Annotated in this window: 32 protein-coding genes; 13 read left to right on the forward strand and 19 right to left on the reverse strand. The window is 73.2% G+C overall.

Going from position 1 to position 26,960, the window contains the following annotated elements:
- Positions 1 to 17: 17 nt before the first annotated feature.
- From TOK_RS14270 to TOK_RS14290, 5 genes are all read right to left on the reverse strand, one after another.
- Positions 18 to 266 carry a hypothetical protein gene (locus TOK_RS14270; protein WP_098958337.1) on the reverse strand — a complete coding sequence of 83 codons (249 nt, stop codon included), beginning with the start codon at positions 264 to 266 and terminating at the stop codon, positions 18 to 20.
- 31 nt (positions 267 to 297) lie between these two features.
- Positions 298 to 558 (reverse strand): hypothetical protein, encoded by a 261-nt coding sequence (locus TOK_RS14275; protein ID WP_098958338.1) that lies wholly within the window; start codon positions 556 to 558, stop codon positions 298 to 300.
- Between the two features lie 153 nt (positions 559 to 711).
- Complete coding sequence (locus TOK_RS14280) at positions 712 to 1,404, reverse strand: DUF5134 domain-containing protein (protein ID WP_141566399.1); 693 nt, start codon at positions 1,402 to 1,404, stop codon at positions 712 to 714.
- Positions 1,405 to 1,609: 205 nt separating this feature from the next.
- Positions 1,610 to 2,803: an LLM class flavin-dependent oxidoreductase gene (locus tag TOK_RS14285; RefSeq protein ID WP_098958340.1), complete on the reverse strand. Its 1,194-nt coding sequence runs from the start codon at positions 2,801 to 2,803 to the stop codon at positions 1,610 to 1,612.
- A gap of 37 nt (positions 2,804 to 2,840) precedes the next feature.
- Positions 2,841 to 3,911, reverse strand: a complete 1,071-nt coding sequence (locus tag TOK_RS14290) for a helix-turn-helix domain-containing protein (protein WP_098958341.1) — start codon at positions 3,909 to 3,911, stop codon at positions 2,841 to 2,843.
- 178 nt (positions 3,912 to 4,089) lie between these two features.
- Here TOK_RS14290 and TOK_RS14295 point away from each other — a divergent pair, with 178 nt between their 5' ends.
- Positions 4,090 to 5,013, forward strand: coding sequence for an SDR family oxidoreductase (locus tag TOK_RS14295; protein WP_098958342.1), 924 nt, complete (start codon positions 4,090 to 4,092; stop codon positions 5,011 to 5,013).
- Positions 5,014 to 5,033: 20 nt separating this feature from the next.
- On the opposite strand, the gene TOK_RS14300 is transcribed toward TOK_RS14295, so the two are convergent.
- From TOK_RS14300 to TOK_RS14335, 8 genes are all read right to left on the reverse strand, one after another.
- Entirely contained in the window at positions 5,034 to 5,453 is a 420-nt protein-coding gene (locus TOK_RS14300) for a PadR family transcriptional regulator (protein WP_098958343.1), read from the reverse strand.
- A 157-nt stretch (positions 5,454 to 5,610) separates the two neighbouring features.
- Complete coding sequence (locus TOK_RS14305; protein ID WP_098958344.1) at positions 5,611 to 6,534, reverse strand: ABC transporter substrate-binding protein; 924 nt, start codon at positions 6,532 to 6,534, stop codon at positions 5,611 to 5,613.
- 33 nt (positions 6,535 to 6,567) lie between these two features.
- Complete coding sequence (locus TOK_RS14310; protein WP_098958689.1) at positions 6,568 to 7,284, reverse strand: ABC transporter permease; 717 nt, start codon at positions 7,282 to 7,284, stop codon at positions 6,568 to 6,570.
- On the reverse strand, positions 7,281 to 7,943 hold the full coding sequence (locus tag TOK_RS14315; RefSeq protein WP_098958345.1) for an ABC transporter permease: 663 nt from the start codon (positions 7,941 to 7,943) through the stop codon (positions 7,281 to 7,283). Before TOK_RS14315 ends, TOK_RS14310 begins: the two co-directional genes overlap by 4 nt.
- An 11-nt stretch (positions 7,944 to 7,954) precedes the next feature.
- On the reverse strand, positions 7,955 to 9,064 hold the full coding sequence (locus tag TOK_RS14320; protein WP_098958346.1) for an ABC transporter ATP-binding protein: 1,110 nt from the start codon (positions 9,062 to 9,064) through the stop codon (positions 7,955 to 7,957).
- A 145-nt stretch (positions 9,065 to 9,209) separates the two neighbouring features.
- Positions 9,210 to 11,984, reverse strand: coding sequence for a bifunctional diguanylate cyclase/phosphodiesterase (locus tag TOK_RS14325; RefSeq protein ID WP_098958347.1), 2,775 nt, complete (start codon positions 11,982 to 11,984; stop codon positions 9,210 to 9,212).
- 222 nt (positions 11,985 to 12,206) lie between these two features.
- Positions 12,207 to 13,370, reverse strand: coding sequence for an NADP-dependent malic enzyme (locus TOK_RS14330; RefSeq protein ID WP_098958348.1), 1,164 nt, complete (start codon positions 13,368 to 13,370; stop codon positions 12,207 to 12,209).
- 208 nt (positions 13,371 to 13,578) lie between these two features.
- Positions 13,579 to 14,358, reverse strand: a complete 780-nt coding sequence (locus tag TOK_RS14335; RefSeq protein ID WP_098958349.1) for an alpha/beta fold hydrolase — start codon at positions 14,356 to 14,358, stop codon at positions 13,579 to 13,581.
- A 94-nt stretch (positions 14,359 to 14,452) separates the two neighbouring features.
- Between TOK_RS14335 and TOK_RS14340 the strand changes: the two genes are divergently transcribed.
- Positions 14,453 to 14,806: a VOC family protein gene (locus tag TOK_RS14340; protein WP_098958350.1), complete on the forward strand. Its 354-nt coding sequence runs from the start codon at positions 14,453 to 14,455 to the stop codon at positions 14,804 to 14,806.
- Here TOK_RS14340 and TOK_RS14345 read toward each other — a convergent pair.
- A complete protein-coding gene (locus tag TOK_RS14345) occupies positions 14,803 to 15,132 on the reverse strand; it encodes a putative quinol monooxygenase (RefSeq protein ID WP_098958351.1) in 330 nt (109 codons plus the stop codon). The genes TOK_RS14340 and TOK_RS14345 overlap by 4 nt on opposite strands.
- 194 nt (positions 15,133 to 15,326) lie before the next feature.
- On the opposite strand from TOK_RS14345, the gene TOK_RS32625 reads away from it, so the two are divergent.
- The 3 genes from TOK_RS32625 to TOK_RS14360 all read left to right on the forward strand — a co-directional run bounded on the left by TOK_RS32625 (position 15,327) and on the right by TOK_RS14360 (position 17,903).
- Positions 15,327 to 15,707 carry a hypothetical protein gene (locus TOK_RS32625; RefSeq protein ID WP_098958352.1) on the forward strand — a complete coding sequence of 127 codons (381 nt, stop codon included), beginning with the start codon at positions 15,327 to 15,329 and terminating at the stop codon, positions 15,705 to 15,707.
- 145 nt (positions 15,708 to 15,852) lie between these two features.
- Positions 15,853 to 16,542, forward strand: coding sequence for a response regulator transcription factor (locus TOK_RS14355; RefSeq protein WP_098958353.1), 690 nt, complete (start codon positions 15,853 to 15,855; stop codon positions 16,540 to 16,542).
- Complete coding sequence (locus TOK_RS14360; RefSeq protein ID WP_098958354.1) at positions 16,539 to 17,903, forward strand: HAMP domain-containing sensor histidine kinase; 1,365 nt, start codon at positions 16,539 to 16,541, stop codon at positions 17,901 to 17,903. Before TOK_RS14355 ends, TOK_RS14360 begins: the two co-directional genes overlap by 4 nt.
- Here the strand turns inward: TOK_RS14360 and TOK_RS14365 are convergent.
- Positions 17,878 to 18,195: a S26 family signal peptidase gene (locus TOK_RS14365; protein ID WP_256387975.1), complete on the reverse strand. Its 318-nt coding sequence runs from the start codon at positions 18,193 to 18,195 to the stop codon at positions 17,878 to 17,880. The two genes, TOK_RS14360 and TOK_RS14365, sit on opposite strands and share 26 nt — an antisense overlap.
- A gap of 99 nt (positions 18,196 to 18,294) precedes the next feature.
- Between TOK_RS14365 and sodN the strand changes: the two genes are divergently transcribed.
- Both sodN and TOK_RS32630 read left to right on the forward strand, forming a co-directional pair.
- Positions 18,295 to 18,702 (forward strand): superoxide dismutase, Ni, encoded by a 408-nt coding sequence (gene sodN, locus TOK_RS14370; protein WP_098958355.1) that lies wholly within the window; start codon positions 18,295 to 18,297, stop codon positions 18,700 to 18,702.
- A 124-nt stretch (positions 18,703 to 18,826) separates the two neighbouring features.
- Positions 18,827 to 18,973 (forward strand): hypothetical protein, encoded by a 147-nt coding sequence (locus TOK_RS32630; RefSeq protein WP_172457569.1) that lies wholly within the window; start codon positions 18,827 to 18,829, stop codon positions 18,971 to 18,973.
- Between the two features lie 73 nt (positions 18,974 to 19,046).
- Here the strand turns inward: TOK_RS32630 and TOK_RS14375 are convergent, their stop codons facing one another.
- On the reverse strand, positions 19,047 to 19,322 hold the full coding sequence (locus TOK_RS14375) for a hypothetical protein (protein ID WP_098958356.1): 276 nt from the start codon (positions 19,320 to 19,322) through the stop codon (positions 19,047 to 19,049).
- A gap of 292 nt (positions 19,323 to 19,614) precedes the next feature.
- Between TOK_RS14375 and TOK_RS14380 the strand changes: the two genes are divergently transcribed.
- The 3 genes from TOK_RS14380 to TOK_RS14390 all read left to right on the forward strand — a co-directional run bounded on the left by TOK_RS14380 (position 19,615) and on the right by TOK_RS14390 (position 22,014).
- Positions 19,615 to 20,364 carry an RluA family pseudouridine synthase gene (locus TOK_RS14380; protein ID WP_098958357.1) on the forward strand — a complete coding sequence of 250 codons (750 nt, stop codon included), beginning with the start codon at positions 19,615 to 19,617 and terminating at the stop codon, positions 20,362 to 20,364.
- A gap of 255 nt (positions 20,365 to 20,619) precedes the next feature.
- On the forward strand, positions 20,620 to 21,303 hold the full coding sequence (locus TOK_RS14385; protein ID WP_098958358.1) for a cyclopropane-fatty-acyl-phospholipid synthase family protein: 684 nt from the start codon (positions 20,620 to 20,622) through the stop codon (positions 21,301 to 21,303).
- 102 nt (positions 21,304 to 21,405) lie between these two features.
- Positions 21,406 to 22,014 carry an acid phosphatase gene (locus tag TOK_RS14390; protein ID WP_098958359.1) on the forward strand — a complete coding sequence of 203 codons (609 nt, stop codon included), beginning with the start codon at positions 21,406 to 21,408 and terminating at the stop codon, positions 22,012 to 22,014.
- Between the two features lie 12 nt (positions 22,015 to 22,026).
- Here the strand turns inward: TOK_RS14390 and TOK_RS14395 are convergent, their stop codons facing one another.
- A complete protein-coding gene (locus TOK_RS14395) occupies positions 22,027 to 22,539 on the reverse strand; it encodes a L,D-transpeptidase (RefSeq protein WP_098958360.1) in 513 nt (170 codons plus the stop codon).
- Between the two features lie 128 nt (positions 22,540 to 22,667).
- On the opposite strand from TOK_RS14395, the gene TOK_RS14400 reads away from it, so the two are divergent.
- Complete coding sequence (locus TOK_RS14400; RefSeq protein ID WP_253258383.1) at positions 22,668 to 23,186, forward strand: GNAT family N-acetyltransferase; 519 nt, start codon at positions 22,668 to 22,670, stop codon at positions 23,184 to 23,186.
- On the opposite strand, the gene TOK_RS14405 is transcribed toward TOK_RS14400, so the two are convergent.
- Complete coding sequence (locus TOK_RS14405) at positions 23,131 to 23,571, reverse strand: hypothetical protein (RefSeq protein ID WP_098958362.1); 441 nt, start codon at positions 23,569 to 23,571, stop codon at positions 23,131 to 23,133. The two genes, TOK_RS14400 and TOK_RS14405, sit on opposite strands and share 56 nt — an antisense overlap.
- A 33-nt stretch (positions 23,572 to 23,604) precedes the next feature.
- Between TOK_RS14405 and TOK_RS14410 the strand changes: the two genes are divergently transcribed.
- Both TOK_RS14410 and TOK_RS14415 read left to right on the forward strand, forming a co-directional pair.
- On the forward strand, positions 23,605 to 24,534 hold the full coding sequence (locus TOK_RS14410; protein ID WP_098958363.1) for a diacylglycerol kinase family protein: 930 nt from the start codon (positions 23,605 to 23,607) through the stop codon (positions 24,532 to 24,534).
- Positions 24,535 to 24,959: 425 nt separating this feature from the next.
- Positions 24,960 to 25,211 (forward strand): WhiB family transcriptional regulator, encoded by a 252-nt coding sequence (locus TOK_RS14415; protein WP_098958691.1) that lies wholly within the window; start codon positions 24,960 to 24,962, stop codon positions 25,209 to 25,211.
- Positions 25,212 to 25,444: 233 nt separating this feature from the next.
- Here TOK_RS14415 and TOK_RS14420 read toward each other — a convergent pair whose 3' ends face one another.
- Positions 25,445 to 26,944, reverse strand: coding sequence for a sensor histidine kinase (locus TOK_RS14420; RefSeq protein ID WP_098958364.1), 1,500 nt, complete (start codon positions 26,942 to 26,944; stop codon positions 25,445 to 25,447).
- Positions 26,945 to 26,960 lie beyond the last annotated feature (16 nt).

Raw genomic sequence — 26,960 nt, forward strand, 5'->3', positions numbered from 1 at the left:
TCGCCTGCCGCCATCGGCTACAGCCGCGCGTCGAGGTCGTCGACGGCCAGCAACGCGGCGGCGACGTGGCCGTGGCAGCGGTCGAGCTCGTCGGCGGCGCGGCTGAGGGCGTCGGGCACCAGCGACTCCGGGTGCTGACGGCTGAGCTCGACGAGGACGCGCACGGCCTCGGCGACGTCGTCACCGGCCCGGCGGACCAGCTCGGCGGCCGTGCGCGTCACGTCGGCGACGTCGGCGACGACGGCCTTCACCTCGGCGAGGGACATGTCCCGCTCCCCTGCTCCCAGGTCCCGGCCGTCACAGGCGCGCCGCGACGCCCTCGGACTCCTGGATGGCCGAGGCCACGGCCTGCTGCACCTCGGAGATGCTGCGGGCAGCCTCGGCGTAGGCGGCGTTGGCGGAGTCGACGTCGGACTGGCTGCTGCCTGCGGTGACCTGCTGCAACGCCGACTGTGCCTGCTCGATGCACGACTGCGCCTGCTGCAGCGCCCCGAGGCTCTCGGAGGCCTTGTCGTTGGCCAGCGCGATCCCGGCCCGGACCTCTTCGATGCTCGCCATGGCGGGTGTGCCTCGCTTCCGCTCGTTCCACCGCGCGGTCGGGGCCCGCCGGTGCAGGCGTGAAATCTAGCGGTCGGCCGCGGCCGGATCCGTCCGGGTCGTCAGGTCCCGATCCCGTTGCGATGCTACGTCCCCGGGCGTGTCGGGGCAGGTTCAGAGCATCCCCAGACACATGACGGTCATGGCTCCGGCCATCGCGATGTGGGCACCGGTCGCGGTGCGCGCGGAGCGCAGCCGGGCCATCCCCCCGGAGACGGGGGCACCGGCGACGACGGGGTCGAGCGCGCGGGTCGCTGCGGGCGGTCCGGCAGTGCCCCGGAGGAGGGCACCGGTGCGGGCGGCGAGCCCACGATCGGCGTCGGGTGCGGGTTCGCACGCGCAGTCCGCGTCGCCGCGGGCGGCGGCGAGGAGCCGGTCGCCGCAGCGCAGCGCGTGCCACGCGAAGAACCCGGCGAGCGCGAGGGCCGCCACCGGGAGCAGCCCTATGCCGCCGTGCCCGCCGTGCCCGCCCACCGCGTCGTGTCCGCCCATGGTGAGCATGAACAGCATCGCGGCGGCGCAGACGACGTGGTAGCCCGCGTCGCGGGTGCCGATGCCGGCGCGGACGGCGAGCGCGGCGAACCACAGCCCCGTCGCGGCGAACACGACGAGCCAGACGGCGTCGGGCACCGGGTCGCCCAGCGGCGAGTACATGGCGGCCATGCCGAAGCCCATCGCGGCGTGCGACGCCTCGCCGACCCGGTCGCCGCGCATGAGCCACAGCCGCGCCAGGTGCAGGACGCCCAGCCCGAGGCAGCCCACGGCGAGGAGTACATGCACCCACTCCATCAGCGGGAACCCCCTCACCCGTCCAGGCTCATGTCGCAGGAAGACGGTAAGCGACGATCACGCTCCGAAGCCATACGGTCCGGGGGTAGTGACTTCCGCGCTCGGACGTGCTGGGCACGGCCGGGCGCGGCCTCAGACCGTTCGGATCGTCGCCATCATCGCCATGTCCTCGCGCGGGTCCTGCTGCTCGACCGGCCCGTGGTGACCGCCGCAGCCTGAGGGGTCACGCCTGGCCCGCGGCCTCCTTCTCCGCCGCGTACTTCTCCGACCAGGCCGCGATCGCCGCACCGTTCTTCTCGTCGAGCTCGCCGTGGCGGCTGCGCGCCCACTCCTGCGCGGCCAGCAGGCGGCGCTGCGACGGCTGGAACGCGGGGATGACGTGGCGGGCGAACAGCTCGTAGTGCCGCTGCGTCGCCTCCCAGTTGGCCCAGTCGTGCTGCATCATCATGTAGCAGCCGAACCCGCCGTCCGACTGGTCCATCAGCCGCTGGATCTGGGTGATCGCCTCGTCCGGCGTGCCGATGACGCCCAGGCCCGTCTCGTTGATCCAGGCGACCCGCTCCTCGAACGTCTCCCCCACCGCGCGGAACGTCGGCAGCGCGAGCGTCTTCTGGGTGTACTCGCAGAACAGGTCGAAGCCGTAGCGGACGTCCTCGATCGCCTGCTCCTTCGTCTCCGCGATGTGCATCGGACCGACGAGGCGCCACTTCGACCGGTCGGTCGGCTGCCCGGCCTTCGCGGCCTCCGCCTCGAGGACGTCCCAGTGGTGGGCGAGCACGTCGAAACCCTCCCGGGTCGTGGCGCCCAGCGACAGCAGGCCCAACCCGTGCTTGCCCGCCAGGATCGGACCGGCCGGGGAGACCGTCGCGGCCACGGCGATCTCGAAGCACGGGTCGGAGTACGGCGCGAGCTGGGTGCGGGCCTCGACGACGGAGTACCGGTCGGTCCGGTGCGTGACCCGCTCCTCGGTCAGCAGCAGCCGCAGCAGGACGTCGAGGTCCTCGCCCAGCGCGGGGCGCAGCTGGGAGGGCTCCAGCCCGATCATCTCGGAGTCCGTCGGCAGCGAGCCCGGCCCCACGCCGAGCATCAGCCGCCCGCGCAGCAGGTGGTCGACGAGGATCGCGCGGTCGGCGATCCACAGCGGATGGTGGTAGGGCAGCGACACGACGCCGGTACCCAGCTTGATGTTGCGGGTCACGGCACCGACGTGGGAGATGAACGTCAACGGGTCGGCGATGATCTCCGTCCCGGCGCTGTGGTGCTCCCCGATCCACGCCTCGTCGTAGCCGAGGCGGTCCAGGAGCTGGATCGTCTCGATGTTGCGCTGCAGCGACGTCGTCGGGTTCTGGGTGGACGGGCTGTTGAACGGGGGCATGAAGATCCCGAACCGCAGCTTGTTGACGGGGTTCGCGGGCATGGCTCTCCTCAGGGACGGACGTACGGGCGATCGGGGGTCAGACGGGACGGTGCGCGCCACGGGTGGGCGCGGCGGTCAGGCGGTAGCGGCGGAGCTTGGCGTAGAGGGTTCCGCGGGAGATGCCGAGCCGGGCCGCGGCGGCGGCCTTGTTGCCCCCGCACTCGGCGAGCACCCCGGCGACGACCTCGGCCTCGGCGTGCTCCAGCAGGCCGAGACCCGCGCGCGGGTCGCGAGCACCGACGGGCGCGACCGCGGCGGGGTCGGGGCGCAGCGTGAGCACGACGCCGTCGGCGGTGGTCCCCGGCGTCACGGGCCAGACGTGCGCGCCCAGCCCGTCGGCGACGTCGATCTCCTCGTCGGGACCGGCCTCGGTGACCAGGGCCCACAGCTCGGCGTGGTCGAGTCCCACCCCGCCGGTGCTGTCGGCGGCCAGCAGGATCATGGCGTCGAGCGCGACGACGGGAGCGGTCGTGCGGGCGCGGGCGGTGAGGAACGCGTCGAGCAGCCGACGTTCCGACGTCGCCGCGCCGGCCCGCAACGCCTCCGACACGCCCTGCACCATCGCCGACGCGGCGAGGCCGAGCAGCCGGCCGGCGTCGCCCGCGCGGCAGGTGATGTTGACGGCGCCGCAGACCTTGCGGGTCACCGGGTGCACGACGGGCGCCGCGACGCACGCCCAGCGGTGGAACGCCTCGACCCAGTGGTCGGCGCCGCGCACGAAGGCGGGACCGCCGCTCTCCAGGGCGGTGCCGATGCCGTTGGTGCCGATGGCCTCCTCTGCGAACCGGCCGCCACGCACGACGCCGACGTCGTCGAGGTCCCCGGCGATCCCGGGGTCGGACACCCACCGCCACACGACGGTGCCGCGCGGGTCGGCGAGCGCGAGGCAGCTCGACGTGCCCGCCAGCTGGTCGGCCAGACCGAGCATCACCGGCGCCGCGACCCGCACGAACGGGGTGTCGGCGTCGACGGTGACCTGCGGGATGTCGGTGTCGGAGGGGTCGACGCCGCTCCATCGGGAGCGCCGCCACGAGTCGAGCAGGCCGGGGCCGACGTCGCCGGGGTCGCCGCCCGACTGGAACGCCTCCCACGCACAGCGCCGGTCCATCACACCCCCACCCGGCGGCGCGGGCCCGGTCGTCGGTGACCGGTGGCTCGCGTGCCGCCCTCTCCCCCAGTATGCGAAGTCACACCACGGTCGGAACTGTTCAATTCCTGGACGCCCGATCAGGGACGAACCGGCTCGACTGACAGAAGGTGTCAGTCGAGGGGTGGATGCTGGGCCGATGACGTCAGCAGAACGACCCCTTGCCGGCCGTGTCGCCCTCGTCGCCGGGGCCACCCGCGGTGCCGGCCGTGGCATCGCCGTCGAGCTCGGCGCCGCCGGCGCCACCGTCTACGCGACCGGCCGCAGCCGCCGGGGCGCGCCGTCGGAGTACGGCCGCGCCGAGACCATCGAGGACACCGCCGACCTCGTCACCGCCGCGGGCGGCACCGGCATCGCCGTCCCCACCGACCATCTCGTCCCGGAGCAGGTGAAGGCGCTCGTCGACCGCATCGACGCCGAGCAGGGCCGCCTCGACATCCTGGTCAACGACGTCTTCGGCGGTGACCCGCTCACCGAGTGGGACACCCCGGTGTGGAAGCACTCCCTCGACGACGGCCTGCACCTGCTGCACCTGGCCGTCGACACCCACATCGTCACCGCGCACTTCGCGCTCGCACTCATGGTCCGCACCCCGGGCGGGCTCGTCGTCGAGGTCACCGACGGCACCGCCGCGTACAACGCCGACAACTACCGGATCACCGTCTACTACGACCTCGCGAAGGTCGCCCCGATCCGGCTCGCGCGCAGCTGGGCCCACGAGCTGCGCGACCACGGTGCCACGTCCGTCGCGATCACCCCGGGCTGGCTGCGGTCGGAGAACATGCTCGACCAGTTCGGCGTCACCGAGGAGAACTGGCGCGACGCGTGCGAGAAGGTGCCACACTTCGCGATCTCGGAGACCCCGCGGTTCGTGGGCCGGGCCGTCGCCGCGCTCGCCACCGACCCCGACCGGCACCGCTGGAACGGGCAGTCGCTGTCGTCGGGCGGGCTCGCCGCGGAGTACGGCTTCACCGATCTCGACGGCTCGTCCCCGGACGCGTGGCGCTACCTCGTCGAGGTGCAGGACCCGGGCAAGCCGGCCGACGTGACCGGCTACCGCTGACCCACCAGGACCCGGACGACTCAGCGTTGCCCCGGCCGACCGTTGGCTGTGACGGCGTGCTGCCCGCCGAGCATCGGCACCGCCTCGGCCGGGGACGGCAGCCCCGCGGTCCCGGTGACCTTCGCGTAGCGCTCGAGGAAGACGTGCAGCGCCTCGTCGACGTGCAGCAGGCCGCGCGCCTGGGCGTCGAGACAGGCCAGCCCCTCCGACGTGATGTGGTAGATCCGCCGTGCCGGGCCGACCTCCGAGGACTCCCACTCCGACCGGACCAGCCCGCGTTTCTCCAGGCCGCGCAGCGCCCGGTAGACCCCTCCCGCGTCGCCGTCGCCGTCGTGCATCGGACGGAGCCGTGCCGCCAGCTCGTACCCGTGGTCCGGCTGCTCGCGCAGGAGGAGCAGCAGGCACGGCTGCAGGAAGTTCCTCGGTTCGAGCTCGGCCAATGCTGGCCCCCAACGTCGGAGTGGTGGACTCCTGGCGCCGCGATGCTCCCATCAGGTGACTGGAATCACAACTCAGGGCGAACCTGCGGTACCGACACCCCTCCGGCGTGCGCCGGGGCCCGCCCGCGGATCGCGGACGGGCCCCGGCGGGTGAGGGTCAGAAACCGTTCTGCGACAGCCAGTTCTTGGCGACGGTCTCCAGCGACGGCTTCGCGTCGGACGAGGCCTCCGCGTTGAGCTTGGTCAGCCCGTCGGTGGTGAGCTTCGCCGAGATCTGGTTCAGCACGTCGAGCGTGGTCCCCGTGGCCTTGGCCTTGGTGATCAGCGGGACGACGTTCTGCGCCGCGAAGTTGTCCTTCGGGTCGGTCAGCACGACGAAGTTGTTCGTGACGATCGACGCATCCGTGGTGAAGATGTCGGCGGCCTGGATGTCGCCGTTCTTCAGCGCGGCGACGGTCAGCGGGCCACCGGCGTCGAGCGCCTTGTACTCCTTGAACGTGCAGTTGTAGGTCTTCTGGATGCCCGGGATGCCGTCGGGCCTGGTCTGGAACTCCGGCGGCCCGCCGAACACGATCTGGCCGCAGTTGGCCGCCAGGTCCTCGATCGACTTCGCGTTGTACTTGGTCGCGGTCTCCTGGGTGACGACGACCGCGTCCTTGTCCTCGGCCGCCGACTTGTCGGTCACGGTGAGGTTGGCGGGCAGCGCGGCCTTGAGGGCGTTGTAGACCGCGTCGGGCTCGGTCTCGGTGGCGTTCTTGTTGATGTACTGCAGCAGCGTCCCCGTGTACTCGGGGATCAGGTCGATCGAGCCGTCCTGGATCGCCGGGTAGTAGGTCTCGCGGCTGCCGATCGGCGGTCGCAGATCGACCTTCACGCCCTTGGCCTGCAGGGCCTGGGAGTAGATGTTGGCGATGATCTGGCTCTCGGTGAAGTTGGCCGACCCGATGACGACGGTGTCGGACGCTCCGGCGGTGCTCCCCGAGCCGCCGTTCTGCAAGGGGTCACTGCCCCCGCCACAGGCGGCGAGCGCAAGCGCTGCGGTGGCGACCACCGCGATCCGGGCGATCAGCGTGCGTCTCATGGTTGTTGTTCCTCCGGGCGGTTCGGTCGGGGCTCAGGCCGCCTGGGCGGCCGTGTCGGTGGGGCGGGTGGCGACGGCGCGCACCCTGCGGCCCGTTCCCGCGGTCTGCAGGCCGGGCGAGACGAGGAGCTTCTGCAGGCCGGCGAGCACCAGGTCGGCGACGACGGCGAGCAGGGCGACGAGGATCGAGCCGCCGATCATCTGCGGGAAGTCGCGGATCGACAGCCCGTCGATGATGTAGCGGCCCAGGCCGTCGAGGCCGACGTAGGCGGCGATCGTGGCCGTCGAGATGACCTGGAGCACCGAGCTGCGGATGCCGCCGATGATCAGGGGCAGCGCGTTGGGCAGCTCGACGCCGAACAACACGTCGCGCCCCCGCATACCCATGCCGCGGGCGGCGTCGACCACCGAGGCGTCGACGTTGCGCACCCCGGCGTAGGTGCCCGCGAGCACCGGCGGGACGGCGAGCAGCACCAGCGCGATGAGCGGGCCCAGCAGTCCGAGCCCGGTCCACTGCACCAGCAGGATCAGCACACCCAGCGTCGGCAGCGCCCGCAGGCCGTTGGCCGAGCCGACGACGAGGAACCCGCCCTTGCCGGTGTGCCCGATCCAGGCGCCCAGCGGGACGGCGATGACGATCGCGATCAGCATCGTGAGCGCGGTGTAGCCGATGTGCTCGACGAGGCGCTGCGGGATCGAGCCGGAGCCCGACCAGTGTGCGGGGTCGAACAGCCATCCGAGGAAGTTCACGCCGTCGCCCCCTTCGCGACCGCGCGTGCGGCCCGGTCCCACGGTGTGAGGGCCCGGCCGATGAGCAGCAGGATCCCGTCGACGATCAGCGCGAGCGCGACGACCAGCACGATCCCGGCGACGACCTCCGCGGTGATGCTGCGCTGGAAGCCGTCGGTGAACATCTGGCCGAGCCCGCCGAAGCCGATGACGGAGCCGACGGTCACGAGGCTGATCGACGACACCGCCGCCACCCGGACACCGGCCAGGATGACCGGCACCGAGACCGGCAGCTCGGCGGCGACGAAGCGGCGGAACGGCTTGAAGCCCATCGCGGTGGCCGCGTCGACCAGCAGCGGCGGGACCGCCTCGAGCGCGTCGGCGACCGTGCGCACCAGCAGGGCGACGGTGTAGACGCTGAGCGCGACGATCACGTTGACCGGGTCGAGGATCCCGGTGCCGAGGATGACCGGCAGGAATACGAACAGCGCCAGCGACGGGACCGTGTACAGCAGCCCGGCCAGGTTGACCACGACGGCGCGGCCGAACCCGGCGCGGTTGGCCAGCCAGCCCAGCGGGACGGCGATGACCAGCCCGATCACCACGGGGACCAGCGAGAAGACGATGTGGTCGGTGAGGAGGCTCGAGATGAACCCGAGATTCTGGATCACCCAGTTCACGACGCCCCGCCTCAGCCGACCCGGCCGGTCGCATCGGCCTCGGGCGCGCCGTCGGCGCTGCGGGAGTCGGCGAGGCCGCGCAGCACATCGTCGGCACCGATGGAGCCCAGCACCCGGCCGTCGCTGTCGACGGCCACGCCGCGGCCGGACGGCGACGACAGGGCCGCGTCGAGCGCCGCGCGCAGCGAGCCCGCCCCGGCGTCGTAGAGGGAGCCCCCGGGGACCAGCGAGTCCTCGGTGACCGTCCCGGTGCCGCGGGCGGCCCAGCCCAGCGGGCGACGCTCCCCGTCGACGACGAGGGCCCAGCCGTCGCTCGGCCTGCGGTCGCCCATCGCGACGACCGGCAGGTCGCCGATCGGAAGCCCGTCCGAGGACAGGAAGCCCAGCCCGCGGTAGCCGCGGTCGCGCCCGACGAAGGAGTCGACGAAGTCGTCGGCCGGGCGGGACAGCAGCACGCCCGGCTCGTCGTACTGGGCGAGATGGCCGCCGGTGCGGAACACCGCGACCTTGTCCCCCAGCTTGATCGCCTCGTCGATGTCGTGGGTGACGAACACGATCGTCTTGCCCAGCTCCGACTGCAGGCGCAGCAGCTCGTCCTGCAGCGTCTCGCGGACGATGGGGTCGACCGCGCTGAACGGCTCGTCCATGAGCAGGACCGGCGGGTCGGCCGCCAGCGCGCGGGCGACCCCGACACGCTGCTGCTGGCCGCCCGACAGCTGCGCGGGATAGCGCTTGGCCATCTCGGGTGCGAGCCCGACCGTCTCCATCAGCTCGGCCGCACGCTCGCGGGCCTGCTTCTTGTTCCAGCCCAACAGCAACGGGACCGTGGCCACGTTGTCGAGGATGGTGCGGTGCGGGAACAGGCCGGCCTGCTGGATGACGTAGCCGATGCCCCGGCGCAGCTCGGCCGCGTCGCGGGACATGATGTCCTCGCCCTCCACCGAGATCGTGCCACCGGTGGGCTCGATCATGCGGTTGATCATCCGCAACGAGGTGGTCTTTCCACAGCCGGACGGCCCCACGAACACGGTGATACGACCCGAATCGACGACGAGGTCGAGATCGTCCACCGCAATGGTGCCGTCCGGGAAGCGCTTGCTCACGCCCCGGAACTCGATCATCCGGGTACCCCCGTCGTCGCCGGCGGCCCCTTGTCGGCCGCCGCAGTCCCGGAAAGATAGCCCGGGGGGCCGACAGTCGCGACCGATGTGACCGGACCGCGACCGTCCACGGGCGGTCCCTCCGGCTGCCCGATGCCGGTCGCGCTCAGGCGACGTCGGTCGACGGGGGCACCCGCAGCCGGCGGGCGCGCAGCACGGCGCGCATCGCCTCGGGGTCGAGCGGCCGGGCGAAGTACCAGCCCTGGAACGCGTCGACCCCGATGCCGCGCAACGCCTCGAACTGCGCCTGCGTCTCGACCCCCTCGGCGACCGTGGTGCGCCCCATGGCGCGTGCCATGTCGACGACGGCGCGGGCGACGGCGTGGTCGACCGGGTCGTCGGCGACACCCGTCACGAAGGCGCGGTCCACCTTGACCGTCTGGGCAGGGAGCTCCTTGAGCCGCGCGAGCGAGGAGTAGCCGGTACCGAAGTCGTCGACGGCGAACCGGACGCCCCGCGCGACGAGGTCCGCCATGGCCGACAACGCGTGCGGCGGAAGCGCGACCAGGCTCGTCTCGACCAGTTCGAGGATCAGCCGCGAGTGGTCGAGCCCGGTCTCGGCGAGCGTGGCGTTGACCAGGTCGGCGAACTCCGGGTCGCCCGGCAGCAGGCCGGCCAGGTTGACCGCGACCGCGACCTCGGCCAGCGACCCCCACGACGCCGCCTCGCGGGCGGCGGTGCGCAGCACCCACAGGTCCAGCTCGCGCATCAGGCCGCCGCGCTGCGCGACCGGCAGGAACTCGCCGGGCGGGATCATCCCGCGCTCCGGGTGCGGCCAGCGGATCAGCGCCTCGCTGCTGCGGACGGTGCCGTCGGCGGCCACGACCGGCTGGTACTGCAGCACCAGCCGGTCGTCGGCGATCGCGGCCCGCAGCTCCGCCTCGACGACGAGCTGGCTCGTCGCCGAGCGCATCACGACGTCGGTGGCCACGCCCACGCTGCCGCGGGAGCGCTTCTTGGCCTCCTGCATCGCGACCTCGGCGAAGCGCAGCATGTCAGCGGCCCGCAGGCCGGGGTCGGCCGTCGGCGTGGCCAGCCCGACCGACGCGGTGACCTCGACGGGCCGGCCCGTGACCGTCACCGACGTCCGCAGCAGGTTCGCGACGGTGTGCCCCAACCGTTCCGGGCCGCCCGCCTCGCCGTGGTCGGAGCAGATGACGACGAACTCGTCGCCCGACAGCCGCGCCGCGGTGCAGCCGAACGGAAGCTCGCGCTGCAGCCGCGCCGCCAGCGTGACCAGGACGTCGTCACCGGCGTCGTGACCCAGCGAGGAGTTGACGCGGGCGAAGTCGTCGAGGTCGCCACAGACGAGGACGACGCCGTCGCGACCGGGGCCGGCCAGCAGCCGGTCGACCGCGTCGAGCGCGGCGGCCCGGTTGAGCAGGCGGGTCAGCGGGTCGACCGTGCCGGCGCTGCGCAGCACCTCGGCGGCACGACGCCGGTCGTCGACGTCCTCGCAGGTGACCAGGAACAGCGGGGCACCGTCGTCGGCGCGGGTGACGGTGACCCCGACGCCGCACCAGACGCGGGTGCCGTCGGCGCGCAGCAGCGGCAGCGCGTCGATCCGGTAGCCGTGCTCGGCACCCTCGGGGACGCGGCGCAGCCAGTCGGGCAGGCCGTCGGCACTCAGCGGCTCGGGCTCGGCGGACAGCGCCGCCGCCGAGACGCCGCGCAGGTTCTCCGGCGCGGTGTCGAGGATCGCGCACACGGCCGGGTTGGCGTCGAGGACGCGGCCCGCGGCGTCGAGCAGCAGGACCCCGGTGGGCAGCAGCGCCACGAGGTCGGCGAAGCGGGCGCCCGCGGCGCGGTGCCGGTTCTCGGCGAGGCGCTGGGCCGACAGGTCGCGCACGGTGCCGATGAGCCGGACCGGGGTGCCGTCCTCGGCGCGCTCGACGACGGCGCGGCAGCCCAGCAGCCGGTCGCCGGGCAGCCGCAGGTCGACGTGGTGGTCGGGCGTGCGGTTGCCACCGCGCAGGCCCTGGCACAGCAGTGCGACCTGCTCGCCCTCGACGGGCCCGTCGGCGGCGTCGGGGTCGATCCCGGCGGCCCGGTAGAGATCCTCGAGGGACCCACTGCGGCGCAGCGTCGCCGATGCCAGCTCGTAGGTCCAGGTGCCGACGCCCGCCATCCGCTCCAGCTCCGCGATGCGGCGGGCGTCCGATGCCGAGCCGAGCTCGACGAACACCACGGCCTGCAGGTCCATCGCGAGGTCCCAGCGGACGACGCGGACCCGGGCGAGCGTGCCGTCGGCACGGATCAGCCGGGCGTCGGCGTCGCCGCCGACGAGCAGCCTGCGCAGCGCCATCCCGAGGGGGCCGACCTCGGAGTCCCCTGGCATCCGGCCGGCGAGCCGGGCGAACGCCGGGTTGACCCTGACGATGCGCTCCGCGCGGTCGACCACCACGGCGGCGGTGGCGGGCAACGGCAGCATGTCGGGGCCTGCGGGCGTCGGGCGGCCGAACGCCGTGTCCCGCACGCCGGGCGCCACACCCGGGCGGGCCGGGGCGTCGGTACCGGAGGAACGGGTGCCGACACGTCCGGGATGGACGGTGTCGGGCGCGAGCGGCGCGGGCCCGAACGAACGGTCGCGGCGCGGGTCGGTGAGCGGGTCGGCTGCCGCCGGCGCCGGTGCGACGGCGGCGATGGCCACGTCGCGGACCTCGTCGCGGACCTCGGTGTCGATGTCGTCGTCGGGGTGGCCGGGGGCCCGGTCGATGGCCCGCGCGAGGTGCTCGGCGAACCGCACGGCGTCCGGGTCGGCCGGGCCACCGGAGGCCTTCCGCGCACGGCGCAGGTCGGCCATGGCGACGGCTTCCGTGGCCGGGACATCGTCCCGGCTGTCGTCCCGCTCGTCGCGGGGACCACGTCCGAACTCGCTCACGGGCTTCCCCCACCAAGTGCGCCGACGGTGCTGACTGGACAACGAGGCACTCGTCCACTCGATGCGCCGACTTCACACGGACGGACTACGCCGCCCCGAGTGAGGTACGTCGAGAACACGTACAGGCTGTGATCGCGAGGGCCGACCGGTGGAATAGCCCCAGGTGGGGCACGTGATCCCCTTCACGCTGCGTTGCGTGACCGGCCGACCCCACGATCGTGATCAACCGCGATCCGCGGCCTCCGCCACCGCGGCCGCGACGGCCGGGGCGACCCGCGGGTCGAACGGGCCCGGGACGATGCGGTCGAGGGCCAGGTCGTCGCGCGCGACCTCGAAGATCGCCTCGGCCGCGGCGAGCTTCATCGACTCGGTGATCCGCCGCGCGCCGGCGTCCAGCGCACCACGGAAGACACCCGGGAACGCGAGCACGTTGTTGATCTGGTTCGGGAAGTCGCTGCGGCCCGTCGCCACGATCGGGGCGTACCGGCCCGCCACGTCCGGGTGCACCTCCGGGTCCGGATTGGACAGAGCGAACACCATCGCGCCCGGGTTCATCGCCGCCAGCAGCTCCTCGGGCAGCAGGGCGCCCGACAGGCCGACGAACACGTCGGCGCCCTGCATCGCCTCGGCGATGCCGCCGGTGACGCCGCGCGGGTTCGTGATCGCCGCGAGCGCGGCCTTCTCACCGCCGCGGGCGGTGTCGACGACGCCGCGCGAGTCGAGCAGCACCACGTCGCGCGCCCCCGCGGCCAGCAGGATGCGCGAGCACGCGATGCCCGCAGCGCCCGCGCCGGAGACCACGAACCGCAGAGCGGTCAGGTCGCGTCCGGTGACCTCGCACGCCCCGCGCAGCGCCGCGAGCAGCACGATCGCGGTGCCGTGCTGGTCGTCGTGCATGACCGGGCAGTCCAGCGCCTCGACCAGCCGTGCCTCCAGCTCGAAGCAACGCGGCGCCGAGACGTCCTCCAGGTTGACCGCGCCGAAGCTCGGGCGCAGCCGCACCAGCGTCTCGACGATCTCGTCGACGTCGGTGGTGTCGAGCACCAGCGGGATGGAGTCGAGCCCGCCGAACGTCTTGAACAGGGCCGACTTCCCCTCCATCACCGGCAGCGCCGCACGCGGGCCGATGTCGCCCAGCCCCAGGACCGCGGTCCCGTCGCTGACGACGGCGACGAGCCGGTCGGCCCAGGTGTGGGTGCGGGCGACGGACACGTCGGCGGCGATGGCCCGGCTGACCTCGGCGACACCCGGGCTGTAGGCGATCGCCAGATCACGCTGGTCGCGCAGCGCGGCGGTGAGGCCGGTGGACAGCTTGCCGCCGCGGTGGGCGTCGAAGATCTCGTCGCGGGTGGGCGCCGACAGGGCGCGCTCGGGCGCGGTGGTCATGACAGGGGTCCCTCGTCCTCGGGTGTGGGTGGGCGCGACTTCTCGCGCGTTCCGTACACCGGAGGTCGCGGGTGTTCGCCCGCTCGCGGTGCCGGACTGCCCCACCTGCCGGTCACCGCGGATGTCGCGATCACTGCCGGCCGTGGAGGCGGTCGGGTTCTCCTCGGATGTTACCCACGCCCGGCACCGACGGGCAGGGTCGTCTTCGTCACCCCGTGATCGGGTGCTCCGCCAGGAAGTCGAGGACCACCCGGGCGGCTTCCTGCTCCTGCTCCTCGAAGTAGCCGTGCTGCGCACCGGGGATGCGGTGCACCCGTGCGTCGGGGATGCGCCCGGCCAGCAGGTCGCTGTTGGCGACGACGTTGAGCACGTCCTCGGTGCCGTGCACGCACAGCGTGGGCGCGGTGATCGACGGCAGGCCGTCCCACGAGTCGTGGGCCTGGCTCGCCCGATAATGCCTCAGCGCGGCGACCGGCCGGGTCCCGACCCGCCAGTCGTTGCACACGCCCTCCGTCCGCAGCCGGGCCCGCGCCCAGGCCGGGTTGTGCAGGAACTCCGTCAGGTCCCCGCCCGCGCCGAGCCGCTCGTTCACATGCTCGGGGCGCGGGACCCCGTGCGCGTCACCGGGGGTCGTCGCACCGAGCACCAGCGCGCCGACGCGGTCGGGGTGGTCGACGGCCACCCACTGAGCGACACGCCCGCCCATCGAGAACCCGTACACGTGGGCGCGCCCGATGCCGAGCGCGTCGAGCACGGCGACGGCGTCGCCCGCGAACCCGCGGGTCGAGTACCCGGCCGCCGGCATCTCGCTCGCCCCGGTGCCGCGGTAGTCGAACAGGACGACGCGGTGCCGCGCGGCCAGCAGGCCGATCGTGCGACCCCACATCAGATGGCTCGATCCCTGCCCGGGCAGCAGGATCAGCGGGTCGCCCGCGCCGGTCTCCTCGGCGTGCAGGCTCGTGCCGTCGGCGGTGCGCACGGTCGTCATACCCACAACCCTGCACCCCCGCCTGTTCTCGCGACCCCCCGGCCGGACAGGATGCGGTTGCGCCCGACGACATCCCCGACGAAGTGGAGACCCCGTGTCCGACACCCCCGCCCGCATCGGCAACGTCCTGCACCCCGTGGCCGACGTCGCCGCGGCGGTCGAGTTCTACGGCTCCGTCTTCGGGTTCGCGACGAAGTTCGTCGACGGCTCGCGCTACGCCGCCCTGGACGCCGGCGGCACGACGCTCGCGCTGGCCGCGCCGGAGGAGGACCTCACCGACGGCATGCCGGCCGCGTCGATCAAGGTCGCCGACGTCCCGTCCGCGCTCACCGCGCTGCTCGAGGCCGGCGGCACGGTCGTCCGCGCGCCGGAGGAGGGCCCCCACGAGGTCCGCGCCGTCGCGCGCGACCCGTGGGGCAACACCGTCGTCGTATACGCCTCCCGCTAGGCGTCCTCCATCACGACCTCGCCCATCGGGCCCCAGCCGTCGCCCGGGAGCTCGGTGAAGACGATCTTCGGCTGCGCCGTCACCACCGACGGCAGCCAGCCGAAGAACCACTTCGCGTGCTCGGACGACACGTGCGCCTCCCCCGCCGCCTGGTCGACGTAGTTGGCGAGGACCGTGTACTCGTTGGCCCGCTCGACGCTCTCGTAGCAGCTGAACAAGAGGTTGCCGGGCTCGTCGCGGACCTGCCCGGAGTAGCGGACGATGCCGTCGAGGAAGTCCTCGCGCTTGTCCGGGCGGACGTCGAGCCTGAAGACGATGAAGATCATGTGATGCCTCCTGTACCCGGTTCTTCGGATGCACTCTCTTACCGCACGCACTCCGACGCGGGTGTGTCACGGGTGCGACGGCGCCCTGACACGACCCGAACATTTCCCGCACCGGTCGTTCACGTCGGCTCGGCATCGTCGTCGGTGTCCGGCACACGTCATCGCCGCCGGACCCGGATGCAGGAGGACGACGGATGCGAGTCAACCGATGGGTCGGCGGACTGGTCGCGACAGGGGCCACCGCGGGAGCGCTGGTCGTCGGCGGCGGCACCGCGTTCGCCGACGCCCCGCCGCCCACGACAGCCGGTGCGACGAACGCGAAGACCTGCACCGACCGGATCCCGGCGATCCTCGCGCGCATCGACAAGGTGACCACCCGGATCAACGGGGACGCGAGCACCAAGGGGTCGACGGCGTGGCTCGAGGCCAGGGAGACCAGGGCCCGCGCCGCCGGCGACAACGCGCTGGCCGACCTGATCTCCGCCCGCGTCGGGAACCGCCAGGCGCGGCTCGACGAGCTCACGAAGGCGAAGTCGACCGTGCAGGGCATCCAGCAGGAGGACTGCGCGTCGTGAGGACGCGGGGGGTGGTGCTCCTCGTCGCGACCGTCGGGGCCGTCGAGTCCCAGGTCGCGAGCGACGGCGGGGGGTGAGTCGCGGACCGTCGGTGGCACGATCCACGCCACCGGCTCCCACGCCGGCGTCCGGAGGTGCAGCACAGGTGTCGCTCGACGCGAACGGACGCGCGCTCGTCCTGGTCGTCGAGGACGAACCGGCGATCGCCGACCTCATCCGGCTCTACCTGCGCAAGGACGGGTTCGGGGTGCACGTCGAGCACGACGGCACCGCCGGACTCGACGCCGTCCGCAGGCTCTCCCCCGCCGCCGTCGTCCTCGACGTCGGGCTGCCCGGGATCGACGGCGTCGAGATCTGCCGCCGGATGCGCGCCGCCGAGGACTGGACCCCCGTCCTGTTCGTGACCGCCCGCGACGACGAGATCGACCGCATCCTCGGGCTGGAGATGGGCGCCGACGACTACGTCACCAAGCCGTTCAGCCCTCGCGAGCTCGTCGCCCGGGTGCGGACGGTCCTGCGTCGCGCGGGCGGTGGCCCCGCCCGCGACGACGAAGTGCTGCGGATCGGCGACGTCGAGTTGCTCGTCGACCAGCGCCGCGTCCGCGCAGGCAGCGCCGAGGTGGCGCTCACCGCCACCGAGTTCGCCCTGCTCACCCACCTCGTGCGCACCCCCGGCCGGGTGTTCTCCCGCGACCAGCTCCTCGCCGCCGTCTGGGGCTACACCGCGTCCTCGGGGGCCCGGACCGTCGACGTCCACGTCGCCCAGCTGCGCGCCAAGCTCGGCGACGCCAGCCCCATCCGGACCGTGCGCGGGGTCGGGTACGCGGCGTCATGAGCGACACCGTGCGCACGCGCACCTCGCTGGCGTTCCGGGTCACCGCCAGCTGCCTGCTCGTCGCGATCGTCGCCGTCGTCGTCGCCGCGCTCGTCGGGCTGCGCCTCGTCGGCGCCACCGCCCGGCAGGTCACCCGCGACGTCCTCGCCCAGCAGGCCGACGTCGTCGCCGCCCAGCTCGCCCCGGCACCCACCGCCGCCGGGTTCCGCGCCGTCGTGCAGGTCCTGCAGGGCCAGGACGTCGCCGTCGTCGGGCTCGGTGACACGCTCCGGCTGCCCGCCCCGGGCCCCGACGTCGCCGTCGCACTGCGCCGCGCCGACGCCGACCGCGCGCTCACCGGCGTCCCCGTCTCCGCGGTCGTCGGCGCAGACGGCCGGACCTGGATCGTCGAGGCCCGCCCGACTCCCGCCGGGGCGTTCGCGCTGGCACGCACCACCGACACCGGGCCGCTCGGCACCGGGCTCATCCGTCGCAACCTGGCGTTCGCGTTGCTGGCCGGCGCCGCGGTGGCGCTGCTCGTCGGCGGGGTTGTCGGCACCCTGCTCGCGCGGCCGTTGCGCCGCACCGCCTCCGCCGCCCACATGCTGCGCACCGGGCGGCGCGACGTCCGGGTCCCCCTCGCCGGGCCGGGCGAGGTCGCCGAGGTCGCGACGGCCGTCAACGAGCTCGCCGACGCCCTGACCCGCAGCGAACGGCGCCAGCGCGAGTTCCTGCTCTCGGTGTCCCACGAGCTGCGCACACCGCTCACCGCCGTCCGCGGCTTCGCCGAGTCCCTCGCCGACGGCGTCGTCACCGGCGACGGCGCCCGCGCCGCCGGCACCACGATCCTGCACGAGGCCCAGCGCCTCGACCGGCTCGTCGCCGACCTCATGGAGCTCGCCCGCCTGGAGGCCGACGACTTCCGCGTCGACATGACCACCGTCGACCTCGTCGCGCTGCTCACCGAAGCCGCCGCGGTGTGGCGGGCACGTTGCGCGGCAGCAGGTGTGGACTTCCGCCTCGACCTCCCACCGGCCCCGGTCCCGGTGCGGGCCGATCCGCGGCGGCTGCGGCAGGTCGTCGACGGGCTCGCCGAGAACGCGCTGCGCCTCGTCCCCGCCGGTGCCCCGCTGGTGCTCGCCGCGCGGGCAGGCACGGTGCAGGTCCGCGACGGCGGTCCCGGCCTCGCCCCCGACGACTACCCGCTGGTCTTCGAACGCGGCGCCCTGCACGACCGCTACCGCGGGCACCGGCCCGTCGGCACCGGTGGCGTGGGTCTGGCACTCGTCCACGGGCTGGTGACCCGCATGGGCGGCACGATCTCCGCCTCCCCCGCCCCCGAGGGCGGGGCGTGCTTCACCGTCGCGTTCCGTTCGTCCTGAGCCGCCCCGGCCTCGGCCACAACCGGCCGACGACAACCGCGTCCACCTCCGCCGGCCCCAGCGTCCGGGAGTCCGTCGACCCGAAGGGGTTGTCGCCCTCGACCCACCAGCCGCCGGCCTCGGGCCGGACCGCCCGCTTCACCGACAGCTGACCCGGACGCGACACCCACCGCACCAGCACGACGTCGCCGGCCCGCACCGCCGCGCCGAACCGGACGACCACGACATCACCGTCCGACAGCGTCGGCGACATCGACGGCCCCCGCACCGCCACCCGACGCCACCACCGCACGTCACACCACCTCCCGCCGTCACACTGTCGACCCGAAGGTCCGAGGGTAGGGTTGGCGACGCCAGAACGATCACCAGAGACCCACGATTGGGAGGACCAATGCGGCTGTCCCGCATCTTCCGCCCGCAGCTCGAGGCCACCGCGCACTGCGACCTCCCCTGCGGCGTCTACGACCCCGCCCAGGCACGGATCGAGGCCGAGTCGGTCAAGGCGATCCAGGAGAAGTACCAGGGCAACGACGACGTCTCCTTCCGCGCCCGCGCCATCGAGATCAAGGAGCAGCGCTCCGACCTCGTCAAGCACCACCTGTGGGTGCTGTGGACCGACTACTTCAAGCCCCCGCACTTCGAGAAGTACCCCGAGCTCCACGAGCTGTTCAACAAGGCCACCAAGGCCGCCGGTGCCTCGGGCACCAAGGGCTCCAACGACCCCAAGACGGGCCAGGAGCTGCTCGACTACATCGCCCAGATCGACAAGATCTTCTGGGAGACCAAGCAGGCTGCCTGATCCAGGCGCTGAAAACGGCGCTGACCAGCGGGGATCGCTCCCGTGGGTCAGCGCCGTTCTTCGTGGGAGCTTCGGCGTCACCCCGCAGCACGTCCTCGACGCCGCCGACGGGGACGCCGGCACCGTGCGCCGCATCGCGACGACGGCCGTGATCGAGGCCGGCGCTGCGCCCGAGGTACCGAAGACCGGCCGGACGCGCCTGCTGCTGGGCCTGCTCATCGGACTCGTAGTGGTGGCCCTGGTCGTCGTGATCGTCCTGCTGCTCCGCTGAGGACGCGCGTCGACACCGACAGGAGTGCTGTCCCCCGCGCCGGGGACAGCACTGCTGTTGGTCTCGGTGCCGGTCACATCTCCGGGGGCAGGCCCGGGCGTGGCGGGATCGGGGGCATCGGCGGGGACAGCGGCGGGTTCCCGCGACCCGGACGCTGCGACGGGTCGGTCCGGGCCGGCGGCACGAGCCGCGGCGCCGTCGAACGCTGGGCGAGCAGCTCGCGCAGGAGCTGGTTCGTCTCGAGCGACGCGTAGTAGGCGGCGAGCGACGCGTGGGCCGATGCGTCGTCGTCGGCGATGTGCGACTCGGCCAGCTCGGCGTGCTGCCGGGCGCGATCCTCGTGCTCCATCCCGGCAGTGTCGGCGGCGTCGCGCCGGCCGGCAACGCGGGAGGGGCGACGTCAGCCCCCGCTCGACGCCCCATGATCCGGTCGGCGATGCGGGTCGCGGCGGCGCGGTCGAAGTTCCCGTTCTCGGCTGCAGCCGGTCCCCCGGCCCCGACGCGGGGGCGGGGGACCCGTCGACCGTGGCGCTGCAGGCGCCGAGCAGCAACGCTGCGGCGAGTCCGGCCAGCAGCAGACGCGCAGCGGCGATCATGAGCCGCAGCACAGGAGTGCTCACACGCCCTGAGAGGATCGCCGCGTGAGTCGCTGGTCGGAGCTGCGTGCCGGGACGGTCCTGTTCGAGGACGAGTCGTGCCTGGTCGTCGACAAGCCGCCGGGTCTGTCGGTGATGGGCGAGCGGCACGACACCGACCTGGTGACGATCGCCGCGGACGGCGGCGAGGAGCTGCGCTGGGTGAACCGGATCGACAAGGTGACCTCGGGCGCGGTGCTGCTGGCCAAGTCGAAGGAGGCGCACGGCGCGCTGACGCGGCAGTTCCAGCAGCGCACCGTCGCGAAGTCCTACCTGGCGGTCTGCCGGCCGGGTGGGTTCCCGACCGCGGCGATGATCGACGTCCCGCTGATGACGGCGGGCAGCGGCCGGATCCGGGTGGCGGCCGACCGGGAGCACATCCGGTTCGAGGAGGGCCGCTGGTTCGTCCGCGCCGAGGACGAGCACGCCCGCAAGAACTTCCCGTCCCGGACCGAGTGCACGTCGCTGTTCGACGACGGCGACACCGTGGTGCTGCGCGCCGACCCGGTGACGGGCCGCAAGCACCAGATCCGGGTGCACCTGGCGTGGGTGGGGCACGCGATCGTCGGGGACCCGCTGTTCCTGCGCAAGACCGATCCGCCGCAGCCGCGGACGTACCTGCACTCGTTCCGCGTCGGTTTCAGCAGCCCGGCCGGCGCGGGCGTGACCGTCGAGGCGGTGCCGCCCGCCGAATTCTGGGCTCCCGTGCCCACCGCCGACGCCGCCGAGCTCGTGGACCTGGCGCGCGGCCGGTAGGGGGCGGGCGTGGAGCCCGACCTCGACGGCGTGTGCGACCCGCTCCTCCAACACCCTCGCCTGCGAAGGGGCTCATCAGGTGCGCGGCGTCACCGAGCAGCGTGACGCCGGGGACGCGGTCCCGGTGTCGGTGTGGACGTCGAGTATGCCGCCCGTTTCCGGGCGGGCTCGCCACATTTTCCAGGCGGGCTCGCCACGTTGCCGTTCCGGCACGACCGCTTGCCGTTGTGAACCGATCCGAGCGACGGTGGGGACATGAGCGAGACACCCACCCCGCACGCCGACCACCGCGACCTGCGCGAGGTCCCCGACCTGGCGGACATGGTGTTCGACGAGGCCTTCTGGGACGGCCGCTACCGTTCCGCGCCCACGATCTGGAGTGGTCGTCCCAACCCGACCCTGGTCGCCGAGGCGGCGGACCTCTCCCCCGGCACCGCCCTGGACGTCGGGTGCGGCGAGGGCGCCGACGTCGCTTGGCTCGCCGAGCGTGGCTGGACGGCGACGGGAGTCGACGTCTCGCAGGTCGCACTGGACCGCGCCGCGGCGCACGCGCGCGGGGCCGGGCTCGCCGCGAGGACGACCTGGCTGCACCTCGACGCCACGGTGGAGCCGCCGCCTGGACGGTACGACCTGGTCAGTGCCCATTTCGTGCACCTGCGGCCGGGCATGCGCGACGACCTGCACCGCCGGCTCGCGGCGGCGACCGCGCCGGGCGGGACCCTGCTGGTCGTCGCCCACCATCCCGACGACCTGGCCGCCGGCGTGCCCCGCCCGCCGATCCCGGAGCTGTTCTTCACCGCCGACGACGTCGCGGGGGTGCTCGATCCGGCGGAGTGGACCGTCATCACCTCGGAGGCGCGGACGCGGCCGTGGACCGACGGCGACGGCCGGGACTGGACGATCAGCGACACCGTCCTGCGGGCGCGACGCCGGGCCTGACCGCAGCGGATCGGGGAACCGTCGCGACGGTCGTGCCACCGATCCTCGGTCCTGGGTGAACGGACCGCCCCGCGGGAGGCCGCTACGCCCTACGGTGGCGCGGTGGGGACGAGCACCGGCCGGGTCTTCCTGTTGCGCCACGGCGAGACCGAGTGGTCGCAGACGGGGAAGCACACGGGCCGCACCGACATCGAGCTGACCGAGCGTGGCCGCGATCGCGCGGTCGCGACGGGGGCGCTGCTCCCCCGGCTGCGCGGGACGAGCGAGCCACCCGCGCTGGTCGTCGCGAGTCCGCGGATCCGGGCGCGGGTCACGGCCGAGCTGGCGGGCCTGCACATCGACCGGATCGACGACCGGCTCGCGGAGTGGGACTACGGCGAGTACGAGGGCGTCACCACGCCGGAGATCCGCGAGACGGTTCCGGGCTGGACGGTGTGGACGCATCCGACGCCCGGCGGCGAGACGGCCGAACAGGTGACGGAGCGGGCCGACGCGATGCTGGCGGACGCCCGCTCGCACCTCGACGCCGGTGACGTCGTCCTGGTGGGGCACGGCCAGTTCAGCAGGGTGCTGATGGCGCGCTGGATCGGAATGTCCGCCGGGGGCGGGCAGCACATCGCGATGGACCCGGCGGCCTGGGCGGTGCTGGGCTTCGAGCGGGAGGCACCCCAGCTCGCGGCGACGAACGTCACCCCTGCGCTTGCGGGCTGACCACCGTCCAGGTCAGTGGACCTGGACCTCGTCGCCGACCTGCAGCGTCTGGTAGTAGTGCTGGGCGTCGGCATCGGACAGGTGCACGCAGCCGGCTGAGTATCGGGTCAGGCTGCCCTCGTGGAACGCGACGCCGCCGTCGGCGAAGAACACCGACCAGGGCATCGGCTGGTCGAGGGTGTTGACGTGGTGCGGGTCCTTCCACTGCACGTGGAAGGTGCCGACGGGCGTGGGCTGGTCGGGCGCGCCCGGCATCATCGCGACGGGTCCGCCGTCGACCTTGCCGTCGGTGATGAGCCATGCCTGGCGGGTCGCGAGGTCGACGCAGGCCTTGGCCGTGGTGGTGCAGGGCGTGCCCTCGACGAGGGTCGTCGCGTCGCCCGCGGGCTGCGCACCGGCCGCCGGACCGGTGGCCGCCTGGGCGGCGGGGCCGAGGAGCACCGAGCCGAGGCCGACGGCGCCGACCGTCACGGCGGTGAGCCGCCGGCGCGACCGGAGCGCGCTGACCTTCGAGTGCCGTCCCACGACGTTCCCCTTCCGAGTTCCCCCCTGGTTAGACGAGTGGGAGGCAGGGAGGTTGCTCCGTCCGGCCCACAGGTTTCCCCCGTCGAGCTCCAGGGTGATCGTCTTCGGCCCGCGGTTACGGTCAGCGTGTGACGACACCCGGTTCCGTGCGCCCGATCGAGCAGGACGACGTGGACGCCGTCGTGGCGCTGGTCTTCGAGCTCGCCGAGTACGAGCGGGAACCCGAGTCGTGCCACCTGACGTCCGGCCAGCTGCACTCGGCCCTGTTCGGTCCGGCGCCCGCGTTGTTCGGGCACGTCGCGGTCGCCGACGGGCGGGTCGTCGGCTGCGCGCTGTGGTTCCTGAACTTCTCGACGTGGGAGGGCGTGCACGGCATCCACCTCGAGGACCTCTACGTGCAGCCCTCCCACCGGGGCCACGGGCTGGGGCTGCGGCTGCTGGCGACACTGGCGGCGGAGTGCACGCGGCGCGGGTTCGCCCGGCTGGAGTGGTCGGTGCTCGACTGGAACACGCCGTCGATCGAGTTCTACCGTGCGCTGGGCGCCGTCGGGATGGACGAGTGGACCAACTTCCGGCTCGACGGGCAGGCGCTCAGCGCGTTGAGCGGTCGTGCAGGTCCAGCGCCCACTCACGGGAACGCTCACTGATCAGCAGCAGGAACGTCGCGATCACGACGGCGCCGACGACGATGCCCCACACGATCTGCTTGGACGGCCCCAGCAGTGAGTAGACGACGGGCAGCAGCAGCAGCTCGACGACGATCGCGGGGCTGCGCGCCCACCGCCTGCCGCGCAGCAGGCCGACGCCGATCGCGACGCAGGCGACCCCGATGAGGACGAAGTAGCCGGTCTCACCCAGGACGAAGCGGACGCCCGCGCCGGCGCCGAGCCCGCGGACGAGCAGGACCACGCCGAACACGACACCGACCAGGCCCTGGAGAGCGACGACGACCCCCGCGAGCCTGACCTGCGGCGGCGTCTGCGGGGCCGGCCGCGCGGCGGCCGCGGCGGGCGGTTCGGACTCGGACGTCACGACCGCAGGATAGGCCTGACTATCCTGGCGTCGGTGCGCGCGCTGCTCGTGGTGAACCCGCAGGCCACGTCCACCACTCCGGCGGGACGTGACGTGCTGGCGCACGCGCTCGCCAGCGAGCTGAAGCTCGACGTCCTGCTCACCGACTACCGCGGTCACGCGGCGGAGGTCACCGAGCAGGCGGTCGCCGACGGCATCGAGCTGGTGGTCGCCCTCGGCGGCGACGGCACGGTCAACGAGGTCGTCAACGGGATGCTGGCGCGCGGCCTGCCGTCGGATCCGTCGTCGGCGCCCGCGCTCGCGGTGGTGCCGGGTGGATCGGCCAACGTGTTCGCCCGGGCTCTCGGGATGCCGCGCGATCCCATGGAGGCGACCGGCACGATCCTCAACGCGTTGGAGGAACAGCGCAGCAGGCTCGTGGGGCTCGGCCGCACGGCCGACCGCTGGTTCACCTTCAACGCGGGCCTGGGGCTCGACGCCGAGGTCGTGGCGGCCGTCGAGCGGGCGCGCGCGCAGGGCCTGGAGGCCACGCCGATGCGCTACGCGCGCACCGCGCTGCGGGAGTACTGGAACGAGCGGCGCCGGCCGCCGTCGATGACCGTCGAGATCCCGGGTGCGGCACCGCTGGAGGGTGTGCGGCTGGCGTTCGTCAGCAACACCGATCCGTGGACGTATCTGGACGGGCGGGCGGTGCGGCTCAACCCCGGCGCCTCGTTCACCGATGGGCTCGCGCTGTTCGCGCTGAAGGACCTCGGGGTGCCGACGATCGCGGGTGTGCTGCGGCAGGCGCTGCGCCCCGACGGCGACCCGCGGGGCCGCCACGTCGCCCGTCAGGACGCCGTGGCCTGGGTGAAGGTGCGTTCCGACAAGCCGCTGGCGCTGCAGATCGACGGCGACCACATCGGCGCGCGGACGGAGATGGAGTTCCGTGCGGTGCCCCGTGCGCTGCGCGTCGTCGTGTGAGAGGGGCTGCTCGTCGTAGCCGAACGGCGTCGTCACTCGACGGAGTGACAAAGGCGGTCCATTCACCGCTCGCCGCGGACCGTCGAGCCGCAAGGGTCTCGCACCTGGGGAAACAGTCCTCCAATCTAGACGAGCACCACGGCACCACCGCGGGAACCCCCCGCACCTTTGGTTCGTTGCAGACCGGGTACCCGGAAAGCAGTGGACCGGGAATGGGTTTGTCGCTCATCGTGACGAAATGGCCCGCCGGTAACTAAATCCGGTGGTCTTCGTTGGGAAGAGTGGGTGAGGATGCTCACCCGGACGGACCTGGCCCCTTGAAGACCCGCCGTGCTCGTGAAATCCTTCACAAGCACGGAAACACCGTGACAGACTCACAGTCGATCGGCGCGACCCCGATCGCGCACTACGAGGAGCACACCGACATGGATTGGCGTCACCACGCCGTATGCCGCGACGAGGACCCGGAGCTTTTCTTCCCGGTCGGCACCAGCGGCCCGGCGCTGCTTCAGATCGCCGAGGCGAAGACGGTCTGCCGTCGCTGCCCCGCCGTCACCGAGTGCCTCGCGTGGGCGCTGGAGAGCGGGCAGGACGCAGGCGTCTGGGGCGGCATGAGCGAGGACGAGCGTCGTGCGCTGAAGCGCCGCAACGCCCGGACGCGCGCTCGTACCGCCTGACTTCGTCCTCGGTCGGGCCGCGACGCCTACGCAGCCCACTACGAGAAGAAGTCAGAGAGCGAAGAAGCAGAGAAGCTCCCTGACCGCGGGCCCGAATGCCGGACGCCACCGGCTTCGGGCCCGCGGTGCGTTCACCGGGCGCTCACCACGTGGGGGCGCACCAGGTGGGGGGCGATCCCGGGCCACGGAACCAGCGCGACCACGGCACCGGTACCTGGGATCACGGTGTCAGGCTATCTCCCCCCCAGAGGGAGCTCGAGAACGGCCTCGGTACCGCCCCCTGGACGGGGCCTGAGCTGCAGCGACGAGTCGAGCTCGGAGTGCAGGAGCGTCCGCACGATCTGCAGCCCGAGCCCGTTGGCGAGCTCCGGGTCGAAGTTCTCCGGCAGCCCCCGCCCGTCGTCGGCGATGACCACGACGATCTTCCCGGCCGACCGCGTGGCCGACACGACGACCTCGCCGGCCTGACCCGCCTCGAAGGCGTGCCGCAGCGCGTTGTGCACCAGCTCGGTCACGACGAGGACGAGCGGTGTCGCCATCGCGGCCGGGTGCGTCCCGAAGCTCCCCTCGCGGCGGACCTTGGCGCGCACCTCGGCCGTCGCCCCGTCGCCGATGGCCGGCAGCACGGTGTCGATCAGGCTGTCGATGTCGACCTGCTCGGCGACGGAGTACGCCAGCGCCTCGTGCACCAGGGCGATCGAGCTGACCCGGCGCACACTCTCGTCGAGGGCCTGCTTGGCCTCGGGGATCGACGTGCGCCTGCCCTGCAGCCGCAGCAGCGCGGCAACCGTCTGCAGATTGTTCTTGACGCGGTGGTGGATCTCCCTGATCGTCGCGTCCTTGCTCAGCAGCGCGAGATCGCGGCGGCGCAGGTCGGTCACGTCACGGACCAGCACGAGGGCGCCGGCGGCGTCGCCACGCGGGCGCAACGGCAGGGCGCGCACCAGCATCACCGCGCCGCGGGCCCGGATCTCCAGCCGCAGCGACGACCGGCCGGCGAGCGCGGACTCGATGCGCGCCACCACCTCCGCGGCGTCGAACGGATCGCGGACGAGCTTGCGGGTGGCCTCGGCGAGCGGCAGGCCGATGAGGTCGCTTGCGTGCCCCATCCGGTGGTAGGCCGACAGCGCGTTGGGGCTGGCGTACGCGACCAGGCCGCGGGAGTCGAGCCGGATCAGGCCGTCACCGGCGCGCGGGCTGGTGTCGGCGCCGGCGACGCTCGCCGCGGGCGGGAACGTGCCGTCGGCGATCATCTGGCACAGGTCCGACGCGCTGCCGAGATAGGCGATCTCCAGCGGGCTGGGCACCCGCGGCATCGCGAGGTTGGTGTCGCGGGACAGCACGGCGAGGACGCGGCCGTTGTGCCGCACCGGGATCGTCTCGCGCCGGACCGGCACCTCCAGGTGCCAGCGCGGGTCCTCCTCGCGGCAGATGCGACCCTCGATGACCGCTCGGCGCAGCTGCGGGTTGTCGACGGCCGAGACCCGTGCGGCGACGATGTCCTGCGGGTGCGCGGTGGGCGCGGTGTCGGGGCGGGCCTGCGCGACGCAGAGGAACTCGGTGGCGCCGCCCGCGAGGGCGTGGTCGGCGTCGGGCAGCGGGATCCAGAGCAGGAAGTCGGCGAACGACATGTCCGCCAGCAGCTGCCACTCGGCGACGACCCGCTGCAGATGGTCGACCGCCTCGCCGGGCAGCTGCGTGTGTGCCGCGAGCAGCTCACTCAGCGTCGACACCCGTCACCGTCCCGTC

It is taken from the genome of Pseudonocardia sp. N23, from assembly GCF_002583555.1.
Taxonomy (GTDB): domain Bacteria; phylum Actinomycetota; class Actinomycetes; order Mycobacteriales; family Pseudonocardiaceae; genus Pseudonocardia.